The organism is Verticiella alkaliphila, from assembly GCF_018904615.1.
Lineage (GTDB): Bacteria > Pseudomonadota > Gammaproteobacteria > Burkholderiales > Burkholderiaceae_B > Verticiella > Verticiella alkaliphila.
The window spans coordinates 53228-76212 of record NZ_JADCNH010000024.1 but is presented as its reverse complement, the minus strand read 5'-3'; the positions used below and the strand labels follow the sequence as shown (position 1 = coordinate 76212).

22 protein-coding genes are annotated in these 22985 nt (G+C 68.5%); 14 read left to right on the top strand and 8 right to left on the bottom strand.

The genetic code is table 11. The annotated features are described in order from the left end of the window. The 3 genes from IMZ29_RS15345 to IMZ29_RS15335 all read left to right on the top strand — a co-directional run. Window positions 1–782: ATP-binding protein (locus tag IMZ29_RS15345; protein WP_371820300.1), on the top strand; the 782-nt coding region annotated here is incomplete at its 5' end. Between the two features lie 150 nt (window positions 783–932). Continuing rightward, on the top strand, window positions 933–2621 hold the full coding sequence (locus IMZ29_RS15340; protein ID WP_216185677.1) for a tannase/feruloyl esterase family alpha/beta hydrolase: 1689 nt from the start codon (window positions 933–935) through the stop codon (window positions 2619–2621). Between the two features lie 78 nt (window positions 2622–2699). Then, window positions 2700–4109 (top strand): diguanylate cyclase, encoded by a 1410-nt coding sequence (locus tag IMZ29_RS15335; protein WP_216185675.1) that lies wholly within the window; start codon window positions 2700–2702, stop codon window positions 4107–4109. Window positions 4110–4124: 15 nt separating this feature from the next. Here the strand turns inward: IMZ29_RS15335 and arfB are convergent, their stop codons facing one another. The 6 genes from arfB to IMZ29_RS15305 are packed head-to-tail and all read right to left on the bottom strand — an operon-like array spanning window position 4125 to window position 9036. Beyond that, window positions 4125–4541 (bottom strand): alternative ribosome rescue aminoacyl-tRNA hydrolase ArfB, encoded by a 417-nt coding sequence (gene arfB / locus IMZ29_RS15330; protein WP_216185673.1) that lies wholly within the window; start codon window positions 4539–4541, stop codon window positions 4125–4127. After that, complete coding sequence (locus IMZ29_RS15325; RefSeq protein WP_216185671.1) at window positions 4538–5251, bottom strand: ABC transporter ATP-binding protein; 714 nt, start codon at window positions 5249–5251, stop codon at window positions 4538–4540. Before IMZ29_RS15325 ends, arfB begins: the two co-directional genes overlap by 4 nt. Then, entirely contained in the window at window positions 5244–6005 is a 762-nt protein-coding gene (locus tag IMZ29_RS15320; protein ID WP_216185669.1) for an ABC transporter ATP-binding protein, read from the bottom strand. Before IMZ29_RS15320 ends, IMZ29_RS15325 begins: the two co-directional genes overlap by 8 nt. Next, the gene (locus IMZ29_RS15315) at window positions 6002–6982 is read right to left on the bottom strand and encodes a branched-chain amino acid ABC transporter permease (protein WP_216185667.1); all 981 of its coding nucleotides are present in this window, start codon (window positions 6980–6982) and stop codon (window positions 6002–6004) included. Before IMZ29_RS15315 ends, IMZ29_RS15320 begins: the two co-directional genes overlap by 4 nt. Then, the gene (locus IMZ29_RS15310) at window positions 6979–7839 is read right to left on the bottom strand and encodes a branched-chain amino acid ABC transporter permease (protein ID WP_216185665.1); all 861 of its coding nucleotides are present in this window, start codon (window positions 7837–7839) and stop codon (window positions 6979–6981) included. The genes IMZ29_RS15315 and IMZ29_RS15310 overlap by 4 nt, the downstream gene beginning before the upstream one ends. 18 nt (window positions 7840–7857) lie before the next feature. Continuing rightward, window positions 7858–9036, bottom strand: a complete 1179-nt coding sequence (locus IMZ29_RS15305; protein ID WP_216185663.1) for an ABC transporter substrate-binding protein — start codon at window positions 9034–9036, stop codon at window positions 7858–7860. Between the two features lie 202 nt (window positions 9037–9238). Between IMZ29_RS15305 and IMZ29_RS15300 the strand changes: the two genes are divergently transcribed. From IMZ29_RS15300 to IMZ29_RS15275, 6 genes are all read left to right on the top strand, one after another. Beyond that, the gene (locus tag IMZ29_RS15300; protein WP_216185662.1) at window positions 9239–10021 is read left to right on the top strand and encodes a crotonase/enoyl-CoA hydratase family protein; all 783 of its coding nucleotides are present in this window, start codon (window positions 9239–9241) and stop codon (window positions 10019–10021) included. An 88-nt stretch (window positions 10022–10109) separates the two neighbouring features. Further along, on the top strand, window positions 10110–11987 hold the full coding sequence (locus tag IMZ29_RS15295) for a feruloyl-CoA synthase (protein WP_216185660.1): 1878 nt from the start codon (window positions 10110–10112) through the stop codon (window positions 11985–11987). Between the two features lie 9 nt (window positions 11988–11996). After that, window positions 11997–13247 (top strand): thiolase family protein, encoded by a 1251-nt coding sequence (locus tag IMZ29_RS15290; RefSeq protein WP_216185659.1) that lies wholly within the window; start codon window positions 11997–11999, stop codon window positions 13245–13247. 41 nt (window positions 13248–13288) lie between these two features. Then, complete coding sequence (locus tag IMZ29_RS15285) at window positions 13289–13705, top strand: acyl-CoA thioesterase (RefSeq protein WP_216185656.1); 417 nt, start codon at window positions 13289–13291, stop codon at window positions 13703–13705. A gap of 99 nt (window positions 13706–13804) precedes the next feature. Continuing rightward, a complete protein-coding gene (locus IMZ29_RS15280) occupies window positions 13805–14953 on the top strand; it encodes an ABC transporter substrate-binding protein (protein ID WP_216185654.1) in 1149 nt (382 codons plus the stop codon). Between the two features lie 14 nt (window positions 14954–14967). Beyond that, entirely contained in the window at window positions 14968–15465 is a 498-nt protein-coding gene (locus tag IMZ29_RS15275; RefSeq protein WP_216185652.1) for a MarR family winged helix-turn-helix transcriptional regulator, read from the top strand. Window positions 15466–15501: 36 nt separating this feature from the next. On the opposite strand, the gene IMZ29_RS15270 is transcribed toward IMZ29_RS15275, so the two are convergent. Both IMZ29_RS15270 and IMZ29_RS15265 read right to left on the bottom strand, forming a co-directional pair. Continuing rightward, the gene (locus tag IMZ29_RS15270) at window positions 15502–16983 is read right to left on the bottom strand and encodes a tannase/feruloyl esterase family alpha/beta hydrolase (RefSeq protein ID WP_216185650.1); all 1482 of its coding nucleotides are present in this window, start codon (window positions 16981–16983) and stop codon (window positions 15502–15504) included. Between the two features lie 329 nt (window positions 16984–17312). Continuing rightward, window positions 17313–17999, bottom strand: coding sequence for a flavin reductase family protein (locus tag IMZ29_RS15265; protein WP_216185648.1), 687 nt, complete (start codon window positions 17997–17999; stop codon window positions 17313–17315). Window positions 18000–18207: 208 nt separating this feature from the next. On the opposite strand from IMZ29_RS15265, the gene ilvD reads away from it, so the two are divergent. From ilvD to IMZ29_RS15245, 5 genes are all read left to right on the top strand, one after another. Beyond that, window positions 18208–19890: a dihydroxy-acid dehydratase gene (gene ilvD / locus IMZ29_RS15260; protein WP_216185646.1), complete on the top strand. Its 1683-nt coding sequence runs from the start codon at window positions 18208–18210 to the stop codon at window positions 19888–19890. Between the two features lie 104 nt (window positions 19891–19994). Next, entirely contained in the window at window positions 19995–20138 is a 144-nt protein-coding gene (locus tag IMZ29_RS22835) for a hypothetical protein (RefSeq protein ID WP_253207161.1), read from the top strand. Window positions 20139–20176: 38 nt separating this feature from the next. Then, window positions 20177–20959 (top strand): Bug family tripartite tricarboxylate transporter substrate binding protein, encoded by a 783-nt coding sequence (locus IMZ29_RS15255; protein WP_371820298.1) that lies wholly within the window; start codon window positions 20177–20179, stop codon window positions 20957–20959. Window positions 20960–20978: 19 nt separating this feature from the next. Beyond that, the gene (locus IMZ29_RS15250) at window positions 20979–21953 is read left to right on the top strand and encodes a tripartite tricarboxylate transporter substrate binding protein (protein WP_216185644.1); all 975 of its coding nucleotides are present in this window, start codon (window positions 20979–20981) and stop codon (window positions 21951–21953) included. A gap of 151 nt (window positions 21954–22104) precedes the next feature. Continuing rightward, window positions 22105–22908: an IclR family transcriptional regulator gene (locus tag IMZ29_RS15245; protein WP_216185642.1), complete on the top strand. Its 804-nt coding sequence runs from the start codon at window positions 22105–22107 to the stop codon at window positions 22906–22908. The last annotated feature ends 77 nt before the right edge of the window (window positions 22909–22985 follow it).

The following is a 22985-nucleotide window of genomic DNA, read 5'->3' as shown; positions in this document are numbered from 1 at the left end:
CAGCCAGCAATCCGGCGTGCAGCGCGCGGCGCCGAGCGGGGCGCGTCGGCTCCACCGAATCGCGTGCGCAACGCGCGGAGCTGGAGCGCAGCGTCCTCACCGCGCACGCGCGTCTGGCGGAGCACCGACCCGAGCTCATCCAGCAGGACATCGAACGCTTCGAGCGCTCCGCGCGCATCGCCCGGGACGCCTTTCAGGCGCGTCAACGCGACATGCTGTTGTTGCAGGGGCGGCTGGACGAGGCCGGTGCGCAGGGGCTGGGCGAGAGTCTCGCGCAGGCCGAGGCCACCGCCGAACGATGGGCGCGCCGCAGCGACGGCCTGGCCGCACGGGCCGCTGCGCTCGAACTCCTGCTCGTCCTGCTGCGCGAGCGGCGCGATGCGGCCACGCAGCGGCTGCTCGCACCGCTCACACAGCGCCTGGCCCATTACGCCGGCATGGTGTTCCCGAACGCCCGCCTGGCGCTGGACGACGGATTCGCGCCGGCGGCCCTGCGTCGAGGCGACGTGGATGGCGCGATCGAATCGTTGAGTCACGGCACGCAGGAGCAGCTTGGCATCCTCGCGCGACTCGCCTACGCCGACGTGCTGCGCGAGGCCGGTCGGCCGACGCTCGTCATCCTGGACGATGCGCTGGTGCACAGCGACGCCGAGCGGCTGGGCTGGATGAAGCGTGCGATCTTCGATGCGGCCTCGCGTCACCAGGTGCTCATCTTCACCTGCCACGCACCCGCCTGGCGCGATCTGGGCGTGGAGCCGCGCGCACTCGACACGTCGCTTTGATTCATCACGCGAAGTAATCATCGCGGGTGTTGCGTAGCGCGCAGCACTGGCGATGTCTAGGGATAAGCCCGAAAGACAAGCGTTCGCCGTCGCAGTAGTGTCTTGACGTGGCCTCGGTCACACACCACAAGATCATGACGGGAGACAACGATGCGGCGAACGCGATGGGCGGGGGCAGTGGCGGTTGTGGGCGGTCTGGGCATCCTGGCGGCGTGTGGCGGATCGGACGATGGACCTGACCCGTTGCTCGCGTGCGCGGACATCAGCGGGGATGCCCTGGGCATGGGCAATCTGCGCATCACCACCCGCGAGAGCGTCGCCGGTGTGACGGGCACGCCAGCGCACTGCCGGGTGCGCGGATACTTGGACGAGCGCACCGGCACCGATGGCAAACCTTATGGCATCGGCTTCGAAGCCCGGCTGCCCACCGACTGGAATGGTCGCTTCTACTTCCAGGGCGGCGGCGGCACGGATGGCGTCATCCAGCCCGCGGTGGGCAGCCTGCCCGGGGCCGGCAACACCACCACGGCACTTGCCAAGGGCTACGCCGTCTTCAGCACGGATGGTGGGCATACCTCCGAGGCCGCGCCCGTCGTGGGCGGCGCGCTCTTCGGTCTGGATCCGCAGGCCCGCATCGATTACGGCTACAACGCCGTCGGCCAGGTCACGCGCATGGGCAAGACGCTCATCGATCGGGTCTACGGCAGAGCGCCCGAGCACAGCTACTTCGTTGGCTGTTCCAATGGAGGGCGGCAAGCCCAGGTCGCGGCCGGGCGGTTCGCCGCCGAGTTCGATGGTGTCATCGCCGGCAACCCGGGCACGCATCTGCCGCAGGCGGGCGTGCAGCATGCGTGGGACGTCCAGGCGCTGGCGAGCGTGGCGCCGCGCGATGCGGCCGGCGCGCCCATCCTGTCCCAGGCCTTCACCCAGGCTGACATGCAGCTCGTGGCCGATGCCGTGGTGGGCGCCTGCGATGCCCTCGATGGTGCCGTTGACGGCATGATCCACAACGCGCCGGCCTGCCGCTCGACCTTCGATCCGGCCTCGCTCACGTGCGCGCCCGGGCAGACCACGAGCTGCCTGCAGCCGGCGCAGGTCACCGCGCTCACGCGCATCTTTGCTGGCCCAAGCAACAGCGCCGGGCAAGCGCTGTATGCGGACTGGCCCTTCGATGCGGGCGTGGCCACGATGGGCTGGCGTGTCTGGAAGCTCGGCACGTCGCCCACGGCAGCCCCCAATTCTCTGATCGCGACGCTGGGCGGTGGCGCGCTGCCCTACATCTTCATGACGCCACCCACGGCCGTCACGGCTGAGAACAACGGCGTGCTGCAGTACCTGCTGGGCTTTGACTTCGATCGCGACGCGCCGGGTATCTTCGCCACGACACCGACCTATCGGGAATCGTCGATGCAGTTCATGTCGCCGCCATCGGCTGACGGCTTCGACGCGTTCAAGGCGAAAGGCGGCAAGATGATCGTCTATCACGGTGACAGCGACCCGGTGTTCTCCGTGAACGACAGCATCCGCTGGTATGAGGACCTGCAGCGCCGCCATGGTATGGCGACGGCGCAGTTCGCGCGGCTCTTCACCATTCCCGGCATGAACCACTGCTCGGGCGGGCCGGCCACCGACCAGTTCCCGATGCTCGATGCGCTGGTGGCCTGGGTGGAGGAGGGCAAGGCGCCAGACCGCGTGATCGCCACGGCGCGCGCCGACAACCCGGACGCAGCCGCATGGGCGGGCCGCACCCGCCCGTTGTGTCCTTACCCCCAGCAGGCGCGCTATCGCGGCACGGGCAGCCTGGAGGACGCGGCCAACTTTGCCTGCGTGACGCCGTAGGCCCGGGCCGGGGCGGGGATGTGGGCGATAATCGCCCGCTTTCCCGTCCTTGGCGCGTCGCGCGCCCGCGCCTGCCCCATGACGTCCCGCCCTGATTCGCCCGACCCCGCCGCCGATTCGACCTTCACCGATGCCGCCGCCTGGCACCGTCTGTACGAAGGCACGGCGCCGCTGGTGCGCGAAACCGTGAGCGCCATCGTGGATGCGCATGCCGGCGATCTCGCCACGCGCTTCTACACCTCGCTGCTGGGCGACACGCAGGCCAGCCGGTTACTCTCGCACGACAAGGTGGCTACGCATCTGCACGGCAGCCTGCAGCGCTGGCTGCGCGAGCTCTTCTGCCAGCCCGCGCACGAGACGCCGGATGTGGCGCGCCTTGCCCGCACGCAGCACCACGTGGGCGAGGTCCATGCGCGGTTGCTCGTGCCGATCCCGCTCGTCTCGCGCGGCGCGCGCATCCTGAAGGACGCCATCAGCGAGCATCTGCGTGCGAGCACGCTGGCGCGGGATCCCTTGTCGCATGGTCAGCAGTATCTGGGCGGGCTCTTCGATCTGGCGCTGGAGGTGATGAGCGCGGCCTATCTGCGTGACGCCAAGCGCGGCGTGCGCGCGGACGAAGCCTATCGACTCTTCTCGCTCGGGCAGAACGTGTCCACCGAACGCGAGCGGCAGCGAGCCGGCCTCACGGAATGGGTGCAGGCAGTGCTCCTGGATTTGCACGTTGTGGAGCGGCGCACCGTGTTGCCGCGCGTGCGCAGTTCGGACTTCGGCATGTGGATGCACCACAAGGGCAGCGCGATGTTCGATGGGGCGCCCGAGCTGCCGACCCTGCTCGCCGCGCTGGGCGAGATCGATCGCACCTGGCTGCCCCGTCTGGCGGCCAGCGCCAGTGGTGCCGAGCCGGGGGCGCTGGCTGAGGCCGTGCAGGCCTTCCAGCACCAGGTGGCCAACGCCAAGTTCCTGCTGATGGCCTTGTTCGATCGGGTGGCGGCCGTGGACGGCGGGCGCGATCCGCTCACGCAGTTGCTGAATCGGCGCTTCCTGCCGTCGGTGCTGTCGCGCGAGATGGGGCTGGCCGGCAGCGGGCAGGGCACGTTCTCGGTGCTGCTCGTGGACGTGGATCATTTCAAGGCGATCAACGATCGCCACGGGCATGACGGCGGTGACGCCGTGCTGCGGCAGATCGCCGAGCAGCTGCAGGATGCCTGTCGAGCCGGCGACTACGTCTTTCGCTATGGGGGCGAAGAGTTCCTGCTGGTGCTGGTGGATGCCGGGCAACCGGTGCTGGCGGACCTGGCCGAGAAAATCCGCCAGCGCGTGGCGGGTTCCGAGTTCCGCCTGCCGAGCGGCGAGATGCTGCGCGTCACCATCAGCCTGGGCGCGGCGGCATACGATGGCCATCCAGACCCGGAGCGGCTCGTCAAACGGGCTGACACGGCGCTCTATCAGGCCAAGCACGCGGGGCGGGATCGCTGGGTACTGGGCTGACGCGCCCGCCTGCCGTCAGTCGCTGATCTTGCCCCGCAGCGATTTCACCTCACTGCGTTGACGCTTGCCGTCCAGCCGGCGTCGCCGCGAGCCGGCGGTGGGGCGGGTCGCCACGCGAGGCGTGGCCCTCACCGTGGCTCGGGTGATGAGCGCGATCAGCCGGCTGAGGGCTTCATCGCGGTTCAGGCGCTGGCTGCGGTGGTTCTGGGCGGTGATGACGAGCACGCCGTCCTGCGTGGCGCGCTGGCCCGCCAGCGCGATCAGCCGCTCGGCGACGTCCGGCGGCAGGCTGCGTGATCGTCGTGCGTCGAAGCGCAATTGCACCGCGGTGGAGGACTTGTTCACGTGCTGGCCGCCCGGGCCGGCCGCGCGCACGAAGGTCTCCTGGATCTCGGCCTCGTCCAGGCTCAGCGTGGGCGTGATGCGGATCATGCGGTGTCGCGCGATACCGCGAGGTAGCGGTCCAGGCGATCAGGCTCGGCACGCAGGCGCTCGCTGCTGCCGGTGAGCGCCACGCGGCCGCGTTCCAGCACCACGGCCTCGTCGGTGATGTCGAGAATCTTCATGGCGTTCTGCTCCACGATGATGGCGGACAGCCCCTCGTCGCGCACGATGCGGCGGATCGCTGCGAGCAACTCCTCGACGATGATGGGTGCCAGCCCTTCGAGCGGCTCGTCCAGCAACAGCAGGCTCGGGTTCAACACCAGGGCGCGGCCCACGGCCAGCATCTGGCGCTCGCCGCCGGAGAGCTGGTCGCCCAGGTTGTGGCGGCGCTCAGCCAGCCGCGGGAACTGCTGGAGCACCCGGGCCGGCGTCCACGCGCCGGGGCGCGCCACGGCCGTCAGGTTCTCCGTCACGGTGAGCGACTTGAAGATGTTGCGCTCCTGCGGCACCCAGCCGATGCCGGCGGCGGCGCGCTGATCGGGACGCAGACCGGTGATGTCCTGACCCTTCCAGACGATGCGTCCGCCGCGCTGGCGGGTCGCGCCCACCAGCGTGTTGAGCAGCGTCGTCTTGCCGGTGCCGTTGCGCCCCAGCAGCGCGAGCGAGCGGCCCGCCTCCAGGTGGAACGCGACATCTTCGATGACGATGGCTTCGCCGTAGCCGGCACTCACGCCTTCCAGACGCAGCAGTTCAGACATGGGCCTGCCCCAGGTAGACGTCGCGCACGCGGGTGTCGCGCGCGATGGCGTCCGGTTCGCCCTCGACGAACACGGCGCCGTTGACCAGCACCGACATGCGGGTGGCAAATCGGAACACGAGGTCCATGTCGTGCTCGATCAGGACCACGGTGACGTCCGCCGGCAGCGCGGCGAGCGTATCCAGGATCTCGCGCGATTCACCTGCCGGCACGCCGGCCACCGGTTCGTCCAGCAGCAGCACGCGCGGCCTGCCGGCGAGCGCGACGGCGATCTCCAGCAGACGCCGCTTGCCATAGGGCAACACGGCCGTCTCGCGTTGCAGCACGTCGCCCAGATGCAGCCGTTCGAGCAGGGCGGCGGCTTCGTCGCGTCGCTCGGCCGAGGCGTCCAGCGGCCGCCACCAGCGTGCGCCGTCGCTCTCGCGCTGGGCGATGACCAGGCTGATGGTCTCCAGCGGCGTCAAGGTGCCGAAGAGCTGGTTGATCTGGAAGGTGCGCATCAGGCCGCGCCCGGCGCGCCGGTGCGCGGGCAGTCGCGTGATGTCCTGGCCTTCGAGCAGGATGCTGCCTGCGGTCGGCGTGAGCACGCCGGTGAGCAGGTTCACGAGCGTCGTCTTGCCGGCGCCGTTCGGCCCGATCAGCGCGTGACGGGCACCGCGCTCGATGGTGAGATTGACGTCGTTGGTGGCGACGATGCCGCCGAAGCGCTTGACGAGGCCTTGCGTCTGCAGAGCGGGGCTGCGGGCGTCGCTCATGGCCGGCCTCCGCGTGCAGTAATCAGGCGGCGCACGGTGCGGGTGACGGCATCGTACATCCGCTCACGGCCCACCATCACGATGACGACCAGGGCGAAGCCCATCCAGAACTGCCAGTACTGCGGCGTCAGCGCCGAGAGCACGTCGTGCATGATCTTGAAGATGACGGCGCCGATGAGGCCGCCGTAGAGGTAGCCCGTGCCCCCCAGGACGAGGGCGAGGAGCACGTCGGCCGAGCGCTGGAAGGACAGCACGTCCAGGGAGGCGAAGCCCGTCGTCTGCGTGAGCAGCGCGCCCGCGACGCCGGCATAGGCCGCCGCCAGCGTGTAGACCGCCGCGAGGCGACGGTTCACGGGGATGCCGATGGCCGTGGCGCGCAGGCGGTTGTCGCGAATCGCCTTCAGACCCACGCCGAAAGGCGAGTGCACCAGCCGGCGCGCGATGAGAAAGAGGATGAAGAGCAGGGCAAACGCATACCAGCTGCCGACCACGCCGGCGAGATCGAATTCGAATCGGCCCAGCAGCGGATCCATGAACACGCCTTGCAGGCCATCCGCGCCGCCCGTGAGGCTGCTGAAACGGTTGGCGAGCTCGAAGAGGATGGACGCGACGGCCAGCGTCACCATCAACCGCGTGAGATCGGTGCCGCGCAGCACGATCACGCTGGTGAGTGCGCCCAGCAGGGCGGCGCCCAGCGTGGCCACGACGAGCCCGGTGAGCGGATCCGGTGACACGTGGATGGCGAAGATGCCAGCCGCATAGGCACCGAAGCCGAAGAAGGCCGCGTGGCCCAGCGACACGATGCCGCCATAGCCCAGGATCAGGTCCAGCGACAGCGCGAAGAGCGCGAGCGTGGCGATCTCGGTCCAGAGCGCCGCGTACTGCGGCAGGAAGATGAGGGCGCCCAGGGCGCACACCCAGAAGAGGATCTCGGCCGAGCGAATGCGCGCGGCCGGCAGCAGGCCGGGGCGGGTCATCGCGCACCTCCACGCACGAAGAGGCCCTGAGGCCGCCAGAGCAGCACGACGATCATGAGGGCGTAGATGATGAAGGCGCCGAACTGCGGGATGTAGTACTTGCCCGCCACGTCCGCGATGCCCAGCAGCAGCGAGGCCGCGAGCGGGCCGGCGATGGACGAGGTGCCGCCCACGGCCACCACGACCAGGAAGTAGATCATGAACTTGAACGGAAAGCCGGGATCCAGGCCGAGCAACTCGGCACCCAGCGCGCCACCCAGCCCCGCCAGGCCCGAGCCAAAGGCGAAGGTGGTGAGGAAGATGCGGTTGACGTTGATGCCCAGCCCGCCTGCCACGCGCGGATCATCCACGGCCGCGCGCAGGCGGCTGCCGAAGCGCGAGCGCGTGAGCACCAGCTGCAGCGCCACGGCAAGCAACCCGCACACCGCGATGATGAAGAGGCGATACACGCCGATCGTGACGCCCGCGATCTCGATGCGGCCCGAGAGCCAATCCGGCATGCGCACGAACTGCTGCGAGGCGCCGAACACGTAGTCCACTGCCGCCACGGCCATGAAGACGAGACCGATGGAGAACAGCACCTGATCCAGGTGCGAGCGGCGGTACAAATGGCGGTACAAGGTCGGCTCGAGGATGGCCCCGAGCAGCGCCGAGAAGAGGAACGCCAGCGGCAGGGTGGCCAGAAAGGGCACGCCCATGCGGCTGGTGAGCACCGCGGTGAGATAGCCCCCCGCCATGGCGAACGCACCATGGGCGAGGTTGGCGAAGTTCATCAGGCCGAGCGTGACCGCGAGGCCGCATGCCAGCAGGAACAGCAGCATGCCGTACGCGATGCCGTCGAAGAGAATGGTCAGCATGGCCTGAGCGCCCCGTGGTTACGATGCCGCCTTGGCAGCCTTGACCGGATCCTTGACGGCCTCGAAGGTCTCGAATTCCACGTTGTAGAGCTCGCCATCCTGGCGCTCGACCTTGCGGATATAGACGTTCTGCACGATGTCGCGCGTGTCGGCATCGATGCTGACCGGGCCGCGCGGGCTTTCCCAGGCCATGCCCTTCATGGCCTCGACCAGGGCGGCGCCATCGGCCTTGCTGCCGGCCTTCTCGGCGGCCTGATAGATGAGGTGCATGCCGTCGTAGCCGCCCACGCTGTGGAAGTTCGGGCGAAGGTTCGCCAGCTGGCGCATGCCCGCCACATACTTGCGGTTCAGGTCTGAATCATGGGCAGCCGAGTAGTGGTGCGAGCTCACCACGCCCAGCGCCACGTCGCCCATGCCGTTGAGCAGATCGTCGTCGGTCACGTCGCCCGTCACGATGAGACGGATGCCCGCATCGGCCAGGCCACGGCTCGCGAACTGCTTCATGAAGGCCGAGCCCACGCCCGACGGCACGAAGACGAAGACAGCGTCCGGCTTGGCATCGCGCACGCGCTGCAGGAAGGGGGCGAAGTCCGGATTGGCCAGTGGCACACGCAAGGAGGCGATGACTTCGCCGCCATCCTTGGCAAAGCGGGACTTGAAGCTCGTCTCGGCATCGATGCCCGGACCGTAGTCCGACACCAGGGTCACGACGCGCTGGATCTTCTCGCGGGCAGCCCATTGCGCCATCGGCTCGGTCACCTGCGGCAGCGTGAAGCCACTGCGCACGATGAAGGGCGAGGCCTCGGTGATGGTGGCAGTGGCCGCGGCCATCACCACGGCCGGCACCTTGCCGCGCGTGGCGATCGGGGCGGCGGCGAGCGCGAGCGGCGTGAGCCCGAAGCCCGCGAGCACGTCCACCTTGTCGTTGACGACGAGTTCCTGGGCCAGACGGCGCGAGGTGTCGGCCACGCCCGCATCGTCCTTCAGGATCACCTGCACCTTGCGGCCGGCCACCGTGTCGCCGTGCTCCTGCTGGTACAGACGCACGGCGGCGTCGATCTGGCGGCCCGTGGACGCGAACGGACCCGTCATCGGCAGGATGAGGCCGATCTTCAGGGCGTCCTGGGCGCTGGCGATGCCAGCCCAGCCCAGCGCCACACACAGCGCCAGGCTCTTGGTGAAGGTGCGTTTGTTCATGATGTCTCCGATTCGAAGTTCTGACACGCGGGCGGCGCCGGCGCGAGTGAGGGCGGATCCGGATGGTATACAGGAGCCGTCGGCTTGCGCAAATAGGGCGTCTAGGGCGCACTTTGCGCTAGGGTAAATACCGAGTGGTGTGGTTCGGTAGTTAGTTAATACTATTAATTAACCAAGAACTCTTCGTCTTCTGGATCGCCCCATGAGCCAAGTCAATGCCGGCGGCCTGCTCGCCATCGATACCTCGGGCCCCGTGGCCGTCATCCGCTTGGCGCGTCCCGCCAAGCGCAACGCGATCAACGACGCGCTGATCGCCGAGCTGCACACCACCTTCATCAACCTGCCCGAGCACGTGCGGGCCGCCATCATCCACGCCGAGGGCGATCACTTCTGCGCCGGCCTGGACCTGTCCGAGCTGCATAGCCGCACCGTGGCCGAGGGCATCGTGCACTCGCGTTCCTGGCATGCCGCATTCGATCAGATCCAGTTCGGCAAGGTGCCCGTGATCGCCGTGCTGCACGGCGCCGTCGTGGGCGGCGGGCTGGAGCTCGCGAGCGCCTGCCACATCCGCGTGGCCGAGCGCTCCACCTATTTCGGCCTGCCCGAGGGCCAGCGCGGGCTGTTCGTGGGCGGCGGCGGCTCGGCGCGGGTGCCGCGTCTCATCGGCGTGTCGCGCATGGCCGACATGATGCTCACGGGCCGCATCCTGTCGTCGGAAGAGGGCCTGGCCACGGGTCTCGCCCAGTACCTCGTCGAGCCCGGCGAAGGCCTCGCCAAGGCGCATGCATTGGCCGAGCGCATCGCGAGCAACGCGCCGCTGTCGAACTTCGCCGTCATGCATGCGTTGCCGCGCATCGCAGACCAGTCCCAGTCCGATGGTCTCTTCATGGAATCGCTCATGGCCGCCATCGCCCAGGGCGACCAGGCCGCCAAGGACCGGATGACGGCCTTCCTGGAAGGCCGGGCCGGCAAGGTCAAGGCCTGACGTCCGAATCGCGCGAGGTGCGCCCATCAAGAGGCGCCGCACACAGACACATGCCGGCTGCGCGCCGGATGGGGTGAGGTAGACAGAGATGACAGTACAGACCGACAGCGCCGTGTCGCCGAGCTACCGCGCAGTGCGCCTGGGCGGCTCGCTCAAGGCGTTCTTCGAAGACCGTGAGGATGGCAGCCTGCTCGTGCGCTCGGCCGAGCCGCTCGGCGAGTACCCGGCGCGCCTGACGGATCGGCTGATTGCAGGGGCGCAGGCTCACGGCGATCGCGTCATCATGGCGCGCCGCGGCGCCGACGGCGAGTGGGTGGAACTCACCTGGGCCGAGGCGCTCGCGCGCGCGCGTCGCATTGCCCAGGCGTTGCTGGATCGCGGCCTGTCCGCTGAGCGGCCGGTCATGATCCTGTGCGGTAACGGCCTGGAGCACTTCGAGCTCGGCCTGGGCGCGATGCTCGCCGGCATTCCGTTCGCCCCGATCTCGCCTGCGTACTCCACGGTGTCCAAGGATTTCGTGAAGCTGCGCCACATCGTGGCCACGCTGACCCCGGGCCTGGTCTTCGTGGATGACACGGCCCCCTATGCCGACGCCATCGCGCAAGTGTTCGCACCCGACGTGGAGGTGGTCGCCGTGACCGGTTCGCTGCCCGGGCGCGCGGTGACGTCATTCGGCGACTTGCGCGAGACGCAGGCCACGCCCGCGGTGGAGGCGGCGCACGCGAAGGTCGGCCCGGACACCATCGCGAAGTTCCTCTTCACCTCTGGCTCCACCAAGATGCCCAAGGCGGTGATCAACACCCAGCGCATGCTGTGCAGCAACCAGCAGATGCTGGTGCAATGCCTGCCGTTCCTGGCGGAGGAGCCGCCCGTGCTGGTGGACTGGCTGCCCTGGAATCACACGTTCGGCGCCAACCACAACATCGGCATCATCCTGTACAACGGCGGCACGCTCTACATCGACGACGGCAAGCCCACGCCGCAAGGCATCGGCGAGACCTTGCGCAACCTGCGCGAGATCGCGCCCACGATCTACTTCAACGTGCCCAAGGGGCTGGAGGAGATCGCCGTGGCGATGGAAACCGACAAGCCGCTGGCGGACCGCTTCCTCTCGCGCGTGCAGGCCATCTTCTTCTCCGGCGCCGGGCTCTCCCCCCAGGTCTGGAATCGGCTGGACCGCGCCTGCGAGCAGCATTGCGGTGAGCGCATCCGTCTGCTCACGGGCCTGGGCATGACGGAGACGTCGCCCTTTGCCCTGTGCGCCAATGGTGGCACCGTGTTCTCGGGCGTGCTCGGGTTGCCCGCCCCCGGGCTCGAGGTCAAGCTCGTGTCCGTGGAGGGCAAGATGGAGGTGCGCTATCGCGGCCCCAACGTCACCCCGGGTTATTGGCGTGCTCCCGAGCAGACGGCCGAGTCCTTCGACGACGAGGGCTTCTTCTGTTCTGGGGATGCCGCGCGCTACATCGATCCGGCCAAGCGCGAGATCGGCTTTGCCTTCGATGGGCGCATCGCGGAGGACTTCAAGCTGTCCACCGGCACCTTCGTGTCCGTCGGGCCGTTGCGCGCGCGTATCCTCGCAGCGAGTGGGGATTACCTCACCGACGTGGTGATCGCCGGGCTCAACCGCGACGACATCGGCGTGCTGTTCTTCCCGCGGCCCGACGCCTGCCGCGAGCTCGCGGGCCTGGCAGCCTCGGCCCCGCTGAGCGAGGTGGCCGCCGCACCGGCCGTGCGCGACTTCTTCCAGCAGCTCGTCAATCGGCTCTGGGCCGAGGGCACGGGCAGCGCGAGCCGTATCGCCCGTGCCGTGATCGTGGAGGACATGCCCTCCGTGGACCACGGCGAAATGACCGACAAGGGCTCGGTCAACCAGCGCGCGGTGCTCGCCCGCCGCGCCGCGTTGGTCGATGCCCTGTATGACGAATCCCATCCTGCCCTGCTGTTGCCGGCGCGTCCGAGCGCCTGAGGAACCGACATGAGCCAATCCCGTTTTTCCGCCACCTTCGACGACGTCTGGATCGTCGAGGGGGCCCGCACGCCGTTCGTCGATTACTGCGGCGCCTTCGGTGATCTCTCGCCCATCGACATGGGCATCAAGGCCGCGCGCGCCGCGCTCGAACGCGCTGGCGTGCCCGGTGCCGACGTAGGCTCCGTGGTCACGGCCTCGATGGCGCAGGCAAGCTTCGACGCCTACATGCTGCCGCGTCACGTAGGACTCTACGCTGGCGTGCCGATCGGCACCCCGGCTGCCAACGTGCAGCGCATCTGCGGCAGCGGCTTCGAAATCATTCGGCAGGCGGGCGACGACATCGTGCGCGGCTACGCGGACGTGGTGCTGGCAGTCGGCACGGAATCCATGACGCGCAACCCCATCGCGGCCTATACGCATCGGACGGGGTTCAAGCTCGGCGCGCCGGTCGAGTTCAAGGATTTCCTCTGGGAAGCCCTGGATGATCCGGCGGCCGACGTGTCCATGATCCAGACGGCCGAGAATCTCGCCAAGAAGTACGGCATCACCCGCGAGACGGTGGATGCGTACGCAGCGCAATCCTTCGAGCGCGCGCTCGCGGCCCAGGCCGCCGGTCGGCTGGCCGAGGAGATCGTGCCGGTCACGAACGAGACCTTCGCGCTCGAGGGCTATCACGACCGTGGCATCCAGCTGCCGCGCAAGATCGAACGCGTGGATGCGGACAACCATCCGCGCCCCTCGCCGCTCGAAGCCCTCGCGCGCCTGCGTCCGGTGTATCCCGGTGGCGTGCAGACGGCCGGCAACAGCTCCGCGCTGGTCGATGGTGCCGCTGGCGCCGTGGTGGCCGCAGGCGCGTACGTGAAGGGCAAGGGCATCAAGCCGCTCGCCCGCCTCGTCGCCGCAGCCGCGGCCGGCGTTCCACCCGAGATCATGGGCATCGGTCCGGCACCTGCCATCCGCGCCGTGCTTGAGCGCGCGGGCGTGGCTCTGCAGGACGTCGCCCTCTTCGAGATCAACGAGGCCCAGGGCGCCCAGATCGTCGCGGTCGAAAAGGAGCTCGGCCTGGACCGCGACAAGCTCAACGTGAACGGCGGCGCGATCGCGCTCGGCCACCCGCTGGCCGCCACCGGCATGCGTCTGACGCTGTCCGTCGCGCGCGAGCTGCGCCGGCGCAACCAGCGCTACGGCGTGGCCTCGGCCTGCATCGGCGGTGGCCAGGGCATGGCGCTGCTCATCGAGAACCCCGACTTTTCCTGAACACCAGGCGGCGTACTGCGCCGCCGTGACAAGACACCACCATGGCCAAGACCGTCATTCACCCCGTCACCATCCAGTTCGGCGATTGCGATCCCGCCGGCATCGTCTTCTTTCCGAACTTCCTGCGCTGGATGGACGCCGCTTCGCTGAACTTCTTCATGCAGAACGGCGTGCCGCCCTGGCGCGAACTCGGCAAGACCACCGGCATCATGGGCACGCCCGTGCTCGAGATCAGCACGAAGTTCATGAAGACGGCCACCTACGGCGAGACCATCGAGGTGCACACCACCGTCGAGGAGTGGCGCGCAAAAACCTTTGTGCACAAGCACGTCGTGCGCCGTGGCGATGACGTATTGTGCGAGGGCACGGAAGTGCGTGCCTTCGTCGCGCATGATGCCGAGGCCGGCCGCATGCGTGCGATCCCGGTGCCGGAGGACATCCGCGCCAAGTGCAGCTGAGGGCCCGCAGCCGCGAGCCCGGATCTGTCGTTGACCCCTGACCGTCCACCACGAGAAAAGCGCTCAAGCGCCCACCAAAGAAAGGCAAGGAGACACCTCATGCGCATCAAGAAGATCGTTGGATCGGCGTTTGCCGTCACCACGCTCACGTTCGCTCTGCAGCAGGCGGCATTCGCCGAGATCACCATCGGCGTGAGCCTGCCGCTGACCGGCCCGGCCTCGGGCCTGGGCATTCCGTGCCGCAACGGGTTCGAGCTGTGGCCCAGCGAGATCGCTGGGCAGAAAGTCCGCCTGGTGATCCTGGACGATGCGTCCGATGCCGCCCAGGGCACCAAGAACGCACGCCGCCTGGTCGATCAGGACAAGGCCGATCTCATCATCGGCTCGGCCGCCACGCCCGTGGGCATTGCCATCGCGCAGGTCGCGGCCGAGGCCAAGATCGTTCAGCTTGCCGAGTCGCCCGTCGTGATGGCGCCGGGCGCCGACAAATGGACCTTCCGCCTCGTGCACTCGACCGAAGTGATGGCGCATGCCATCGTCGATCACATGAAGGCGCAGGGCGTGAAGACGGTGGGGTTTCTGGGCTACTCGGATGCCTACGGCGAATCCTGGCTGAAGGATTTCACCGCTGTCGCCAAGGCCGCCGGCATCGAGGTCGTGGCCACCGAGCGCTTCGCGCGCGCGGACACCAGCGTGAGCGCGCAGGCACTCAAGCTCAACATGGCCAGTCCGGATGCCGTGCTCGTCGTGGCCTCGGGCAGTGGCGCGGCCATGCCGCACCGCGCCATGGTCGAACGTGGCTACAAGGGCAAGATCTACCAGACGCACTCGGCGGCATCGCGGGATCTGATGCGCGTGGGCGGCAGCGCGGTCGAGGGCGGCTACGTGGTGACCGGCCCGGCCGTGGTGGCCGATGCGCTGCCGGACAGCCATCCGTCCAAGCAGCTCGGCATGGACTACATCCAGAAGTACGAAGCCAAGTTCGGTCAGGGTACGCGCAACCAGTTCGGCGCGCACACCTACGATGCGCTCATCGTGCTCGAGAAGGTGGTGCCCATGGCGCTGGAGAAGGCCAAGCCCGGCACGCCCGAGTTCCGCGCCGCCCTGCGCGACGCGCTGGAGCAGGCCGGCCCGATCACCGTGTCCCAGGGCACCTTCAACTACACGCCCACGGATCACTGGGGTTTCGGCCCTGACACGGGCGTGATGATGAAGGTCGTCAATGGCGACTGGAAGATCGAGCCGTAAGGAGAGCGCCGACAATGCCGAACCAGGACGCCGCCGGGCTCGACTTCTCCCGTCTCGAGCACCTCATGGGGCTCAAGACGTCGCTGGCCGATGCCCGCCTGCGGCGCGCCTTTCACGCGCGCATGAAGCCCCTCAAGCTGCGGCCCGTGGATTTCACGATCCTCGTGCTGCTGCTGGGCAATCCAGACGTCACGCAGAAGGCCCTGTGCCGGGCGCTGGATGTCTCCCCGCCGGGGCTCGCAGTGATCCTGGATCGGCTGCAGGGCCGCAAGCTGCTGGTCCGTGAGCGCAGCGAGACGGACCGGCGCGCGCACCACATCCAGCTCACCGACGCCGGTCGCGAACTCGCGACCGAAGCCGAGCGCCTGTCCCAGGGCGCGGACGATGCCGTGCTGTCCGTGCTCACGCCGGGGGAGCGGCTCCTGCTCGCCGAGTTGCTCGACAAGCTGGTGCGCTCGCAGCCCACGCGCGTGGCCCTGGCCGCGGCGGACAACGACGAAGCCGCCGCCTAGGGCCATCATGCCCCCACCCAGAGGTGGGGGCTTTCCTCAACGGGTTGCCGGTGCCTGGCAGGCGTAGCTGCTGGCCGCCTGGACATCGCCACCGCGGTAGTGCGGATACCCCGGGTACTGGCACAGCGGACGCGATGCGGTGATCGCGTGCGGCGCCTGGGCGGCTCTTGAAACCTGCACCAGATCGCCGGGCGCCGTGCCGTCTTCCACCCAGTCATCCAGCACGGACAGCAGGTCGATGTTCGTCGGGATCGTGCGCCCATCGGTGAGGCTGGCGGCGCTGCCACCGTGCGACGAGGCCGGGGACACGTACAGCCGCAGGAAGTCGTCCGTGCGGGCACTGCCCAGACGTTCGCGCACGGCGGCGACGTAGTCGATACCGGCAGCCGCGCTCTGCGCCATGTCGCCCGCGTTCTCGCGCAGGATCAGCTTGCCGCCGGCCGCATGGAACGCCGAGAGGTCCGGATTGGTGGAATCCATCAGCGCCGAGATCTCGCGCAGCCGCGGCGCATACGCGGACAGATCCATCGTGAGCGGATCGATGGCAGGGTCCTGCGCGATCAGGTAGCGCGCGTAGCTGTTGCCATAGATCCAGCCGCGTGCGTCGGTGGCGAGCGGCGTGGGGCTCGTGGGTGCCCGACCCGTCGTGACCCAGCGCGCCAGGCCTTCTCCGCCCGGCTGGATCTCGCCGCCGAAGAGGCGCGCCGGATACGACGTGAGCCCGTTCGCCTGGGCGAAGGACAGCGGCGTCGGTGCATAGACCGCGCGTACCGTGGCCATCTGCGCAGGTGACAGGCAGGTCGCCGCCGGCGCCTGCGGGCAGGCCAGCAGGTTCAGGTCCATGCGCTGGGCGCAAGCCGCCGTGTTGTTGATGACGCCATCGGCGAGCCCGTCCAGACTGTCGCACACCGTGTTGACCGTGCGCGCGATTGCATCGATCTGCGCGCTGGACAGCGCACCGCCCTGGGCCTGCGGGCGTGAGAAGGCAAGAAAGCTGTTGAAGAGGCCAGACCAGTGGATCACCGGCACGATGGAGACGATGCCGTCGAAATCCGTCGGGTAGCGCTGCGCCATCGTCAGGCCTTCGCGCCCGCCTTCGGAGCCGCCGTAGAAGTACTGGCGATCCGGTGCCTGGCCGTAGTAGCGGGTCATGACGACATGGGCCGCATCGCGTGTTTTCTTGTAGGACGCGTGTGCGAAGTTCTCCAGCATCTCGTCGTTCAGGGCAAAGCGTGCCGGATCCGTGGCGTTGTAGCTCGTGGCGTCATGGCCCGAATCCGTGCCGAAGGTGGCAAAGCCCTGCGCGATCGGCAGGGCTTGCCCTGCGGCGGCGTCGCGCAAAGGCGCCATCGCATCCACGAGCGAGCCGTTGAAGCCACCGCCGCCCACCATCAGCGCCTTGCGATTCCAGTCGAAAGGAAGATTCAGCTGGAAGCGGATCGGGTCGGCGCCGGCAGTGAGGGCAGCGAGTTCGCCACGCACCTGGCAGTGCGCCGGCGCCGTCGCACTGGCGGGCACCACCGTCGCGCCGTGACCCGCCCGCGTCCGGACGGCAGCCCGATGGCGGTGGGGTCAATCGTCGCGGTGGTGAGGGCGGGGCACGCAAGCCGCAGGGCAGCGGGCGAGGGCGGGGCGTCCTCGTGGTGGTCACCACCGCCGCCGCAGGCGGCGAGCAGGGTGGCGGCGAGTCCCAGAGGGAGTGCCAGGTAAGCGGTCGAAGGCATGCGGTCTCCTTGTTATCGTTGGCATCTCGACGGTGCCGCAAGGAGTGTCGTCCCTTTTGTCGGGCTGTGCAATATTCTGCATGACCCCTGGTCGGCGTTATGCAGGTGAGTGCATGGCTGCTGTCAGGCGCGCGCCGCCTTGGCCAGCGCGGCCTCGGCTACCTTCTCGGGAGAGCCTTCCATCCCGCCCCCATTGCCCGCATTCGGCACGCGCATCGTGAAGGTCTTGTCCACGTACGTGTAATCAAAGTAGCCCAGTCGTGCTAGCGGCTTGATGCGTGCGATGTCGAGCTTGCCGTCGGTGATCGCATCGTCGGCGATGTGGATGGCGACGACACGCCCGAACACTACGTCCACCGTGCCCATGGGCGGATTGCCCGGCAGCCGCACCGTCTGCAGGTATTCGCATTCGAACTGCACCGGCGAGGCGGCCACGCGCCACGGGCGTACCAGGCGCGACGGCGCCTTCTCCAGGCCGGCATGCGCAAACTCGTCCTGGCCCCGGGGCAACGATTGCGCCGTGAGGTTGACCGCCTCGCGCAGATCGTAGGTGGCCATGTTCCACACGAAGCTGCCCTCGCGCTCCGCATGCACCGTGGTGTCCTTGCGCTCGCCATGGATGTCCTGGTTCGCGGAGAACATCACGATGGGCGGATCGAACGTGATGTTCTGGAACTGGCTGTAGGGGGCCAGATTGGCAACCCCGTTGGCGTCCAGGGTCGAGATCCACCCGATGGGGCGGGGCACCACGCAGGATTTGAAGGGATTGAAGGGGAGGCCGTGGTCCGTGTTGCCGGGTTCGTAGTACATCGTGTGTCTCCTCGTTGTTGTCGACATGCATGGCGCGAAGCCATGGACGGAAGTGTGCAACAACTCTGTGCGGCATGCCGGCCGCATACTGAGAATTATGAAATGACATTTCATAATTTCGTTGACACCGTTGGAAGCCTGGTCGCAGAATGCCTTCACAACGACGGTCGCCGATCCTGCGCGCGACCGCATGCCGAAGGAGACACCCATGACCCGCCGTCTGCGCAGCAACTTCCCGCGCGGCTCGTATCTGTGGGCGGTGCGCAATGCCCAGTGGCAGGCGCTCGGCCTGTCCGAGGAAGATTGCGAGAAGCCCAAGATCGCCATCGTCAACAGCTCATCGGAGCTCGCGAGCTGCTTCAGCCATCTCGATGGCGTGGCCGCAGCCATGAAGCAGGCCATCCGGGATGCGGGTGCTGTCCCCTTCGAGATCCGCACGGCCGCGCCAAGTGACTTCATCACCGGGGCGGGCGCGCGCGGCGCCTACATGCTGGCCGCGCGCGATCTCATCGCCAACGACATCGAGGTCGCCGTCGAAGGCGCGCAGCTCGATGGCATGGTGTGCCTCGCGTCGTGCGACAAGACCGTGCCCGGGCAACTGATGGCCGCGGCACGGCTGAACATTCCGAGTCTGGTGGTGGCCTGTGGCTACCAGCCGAGCGGGGAGTACCGTGGCGCGCACGTCGACATTGAGGACGTCTTCATCAAGTCCATGCATGCCGTGACGGGCAATGTGCCGATCGATGAGGTGGTGGGCATGAGCCGCGAGGCGATTCGCGGGCCGGGCGTGTGCTCGGGCCTGGGCACGGCCAACTCCATGCACATGGTGTGCGAGGCGCTGGGCATGGCCTTGCCGGGCAGCACCCCTGTGGCCGCCAACAGTGCTGCCATGATGGACACGGTGCGCCGCGCCGGCGCGCGCATCGTGCAGATGGTGTGGGACGATCTGAAGCCTCGCGACATCCTGAGCCCGGGCGCTTTCGCCAATGCGGTGCGGGTGATCCTCGCCGTGGGCGGGTCCGTCAATACCGTCAAGCACATGCAGGCCGTGGCCACGGAAGCAGGCAGCGAGGTGGACATCTACCGGCTTTTCGAGACCTGTGCGGCCGAGGTGCCCGTGCTGTCGGCGGTGCGGCCAGTGGGCGAAGAGGTCATCGAGGCCTTCGAAGCCGCCGGCGGCTGTCGCGCCCTCATGAAGCAGCTCGAGCCGCTGCTCGACACCGATGCGTTCACGGTGACAGGCCAGCGCGTGGCCGAGCACCTGGCAAGCGTCCAGGTGGCCGATCCCCGCGTGATCCGTCCGATGAGCGATCCGGTGGCGCGCCTGCCGGCCATCGTGGTGCTGCGCGGCAATCTCGCGCCGGAATCCGGCATCGTCAAGACCGGCATCATCGTGCGCAAGAACCGGCGCTTCACTGGCCCTGCGATCTGTTTCGACACCTCGGATGCCGCGCTGCAGGCCCTGCGCGACAAGCGCATCCAGCCCGGTCACGTCGTGGTCATGCGCGGCGCCGGCGTGCGCGGCGGCCCCGCCATGGGCGGGGGCGCCTCGCGCGTGGTCTTCGGCATCGATGGGGCTGGCCTTGGCGACGAGGTGGCGATGCTCACCGACGGCCATCTGTCTGGCTTGGTGTGTAAGGGGCTGGTCGTGGCCGAGGTCTCGCCCGAGGCCGCCGTGGGCGGACCGCTCGCGCTGGTGGAGGAGGGCGACAGCATCAGCATCGATCTCGACACGCGCGATCTGCACCTGCATGTGGACGAGGCGACGCTCGCGGCACGCCGTGAAGCCTGGCGCAAGCCGGCTCCCTTGCATGACGCCGGGTGGCTCAGGCTGTATCGCGCAAATGTCGGGCCATTGCCGCAAGGCGCCGTGCTGGCCGGAAAGTCCTGACGGTACCTTGGCCGGCACGTGACGACGCGCCGCGTGCCGGCGAGCGCTCGAACCTGCGCGCCACGATTCCAACGACATCGCCGACACGGCGGGAGGAGACTCGCATGACAACCTGGTTTCGCATGGGTGCCGCGCTGGCGCTGTGTGCCGTGGCGGCCGCGCCGGCAGCCGCGGCCTATCCTGATCGACCGCTGCGCATGGTGGTGGGCTTTGCCCCGGGCGGGCAGCCGACGTCCTGGCGCGGGTGATCGCGCAAGGGCTCGGGCGACAGATCCGACAGCAGGTCGTGGTGGAGAACCGCCCTGGGGCGGACAGCACCATTGCGGCCAACACCGTCGCCAAGGCGGACCCGGATGGCTACACCTTCGTGCTCGGGACGAATTCGGCCATGGTGGCCATGCCCAGCCGCAGCGACGCCGTCGTCAACTACGACCCGTTCAAGGACTTCACGCCGATCAGCTCGGCGGGGCAGTTCTCGATGTTCCTTGTGGTCAACCCGCAATTGCCGGTGAAGACCGTGGATGAGCTGCTCGCCTTTGCCAAGGCCAACCCGGGCAAGCTCAACTCGGCCTCCAGCAACAGCGCGTCCGAGCTTGCGATGGTGCAGCTGCTCGCCAAGGCCGACGCCAAGGCGTTGAACGTGCGCTACAAGGGCGACGTGCCGGCGCTCACCGATCTCATGTCAGGGCGGGTGAATCTGCTCTTCACGACGGGCACCTCGGCCCCGAGTCTCGTGAAGGATGGCCGGGCGCGCGCGCTCTTCACGTTGCAGCCCGAACGCAGCCCGCTGCTGCCGGACGTGCCCACGGCATCGGAAGTGGGCGTGGACCAGATCACCATCCTGCCATGGGCGGGCTTCTTCGGTCCGGCGGGCATGCCGGCCGATGTCACGGCCACGCTGAGCGAGGCCCTGCAAAAGACGCTGTCCGACCCCGAGGTGCGCCGTCAGCTGGCCGAGCAGGGCTTTGAAGGCTACGGCATGTCACCCCAGCAGTTCACCACCTTCTTTCGTGAACGCTACGACGGCTGGGTGACGACCATCCGCGACAACAACATCGTCTTCGAGTGACCTCATCGGACCTGGCCTCATGACTCTCTGGCAACGATGGCTCGGCGCTGCGGCGCTCGGGCTGACGGCACTGAGTGCCCTCGCCGCTCCCGCGGCGGAATTTCCCACCCGCCCGATCACACTGATCGTGCCCAATGCGCCCGGCGGCGCCGTGGACATTCTCGCCCGGCTGCTGTCGGACAAGCTGCAGGCCAGGCTCGGGCAGAACATCATCGTGCTCTACAAGCCGGGTGCCGGCACCGTGCTCGGGACGGATGTCGTCGCCCGTGCCGAGCCCGATGGCCATACGCTGGGCATGGTGGTGACGTCGCACGTCATCAACCCCAGTCTGCGCACCAACATGCCGTTCGACACGCAGAAGGATCTGGCCGGCGTCTCGCTGCTGGCATCCTCGCAGATCGTGATCACGGCATCGCCCGAGCTTGGCGCGCGCACGCTGCCCGACATCCTGGCGCTGGCCAAGGCAGATCCGCAGCGCATCAGCTACGCCTCGCCCGGCAGCGGCAGCTCGATGCACATGGCGGGCGAACTCCTGAAGGGCATGGCGGGCGTCGAGATGATGCACGTGCCGTTCAAGGGCGCGGGCCCGGCGTATCCGGAAGTGATCTCTGGGCGCGTGTCGCTCCTGATCGACCCGCTCTTCTCCTCGTTGCCGCACATCCAGTCCGGGCGGCTCGTCCCGGTGGCCGTGACCGGGCCGAAACGGGATCCCGCGCTGCCTGACGTACCGACCGTGGCCGAAGTCCTGCCGGGCTTCGACGTGCAAAGCGTGTTCGGCGTCGTCGCGCCGGCCGGCACGCCGCCCGCCACGCTCGACACGCTCAGTCAGGCATTCGGCGCCGTGCTGGCCATGCCCGACATCCAGGCGCGCCTGGCGCAGATCGGCATGACACCCATCGGCACCACGCCCAAGGCCTTCGACGCCTACATCCGCGAAGAGATCGCGAAGTGGGCGCCGGTCGTCAAGCAGTCGGGCGCTCAGGTGGACGGCTGAGCTGCCGGCCGCGCCGCGCGGTGAGCTCCGGTCGCCGGCCGTGGCTCATCGCGCGCCGCGGGTCGCCCGAGCCAGACGCTGCGATAATCGCGCCTTGCCCGTGCACCCCCTCGCCGCGCCTGCGCGTGCGGTCGCTGCCCCAAGGAGAGCCATGCCGTCGACGCCCGTCCACGCCCTGCCTGCCAACGCTGCCGGCACGGTCACTGCCCTCGAGCGTGGCATCGCCGTCCTGCGGTGCTTCACGGAGACGATCCCGACGCTGAGCAACGCAGAGCTGTCGCTGCGCACCGGCATCCCCAAGCCCACGGTGACGCGGTTGGCCACGACACTCGTGAGTCTGGGCATGTTGCGGCAGGACCCCGTCACCGAGCGTTTCGCCCTGGCCGCCGGGGTTGTGCCGCTCGCCAGCGCCTTTCTCGCCCACGTCGACGTGCGCGCCGTGGCCCGGCCGCACATGGCCGCGCTTGCGGAACGCTTCAGCGGGGCCGTGTACCTGGCCGTGCGTGACGATCTCGACATGGTGCTGATCGAGATCGCGCGCTCGCGCAGCGCGACCCTGCGCTCCAACCATGAACTGGGCGCGCGCATCGCCATGCGCGAGTCCGCCCTGGGCCGGGCGTATCTGTGCGCCCTGGCCGCGCATGACGCGTCTGCCCACGCACGTCTCGTGGCGCAGCTTGCCCGGGCCGATCGCGCCGCGCACGAGCGCGCGGCTGCCGGGCTGGCGCAGGCACAGGCGGATTTCGCACAGGACGGACTGTGTCTATCCCTGGGCGAGGTCTCTCCGCTCGTCCATTCGGTGGCAGTGCCGCTCGAGGACGCCCGCGGCGATCTGCTCGCCCTGAATTTCGGGGCGCCCAGCTTTGCGATGCCGGAAGGCTACCTGCGCGACACGGTCGGGCCTGCCTTGCGCGAGGCGGTCGAGGCCATGCGTCAGGAGATGTTGGGCCGGTGAGCGTCCGCGCGGGCGACGCAAGGTACGCCAGAGCCGCTCGGACGACCACGGAGAGCCTCAGGTGTGGCACACGGCTT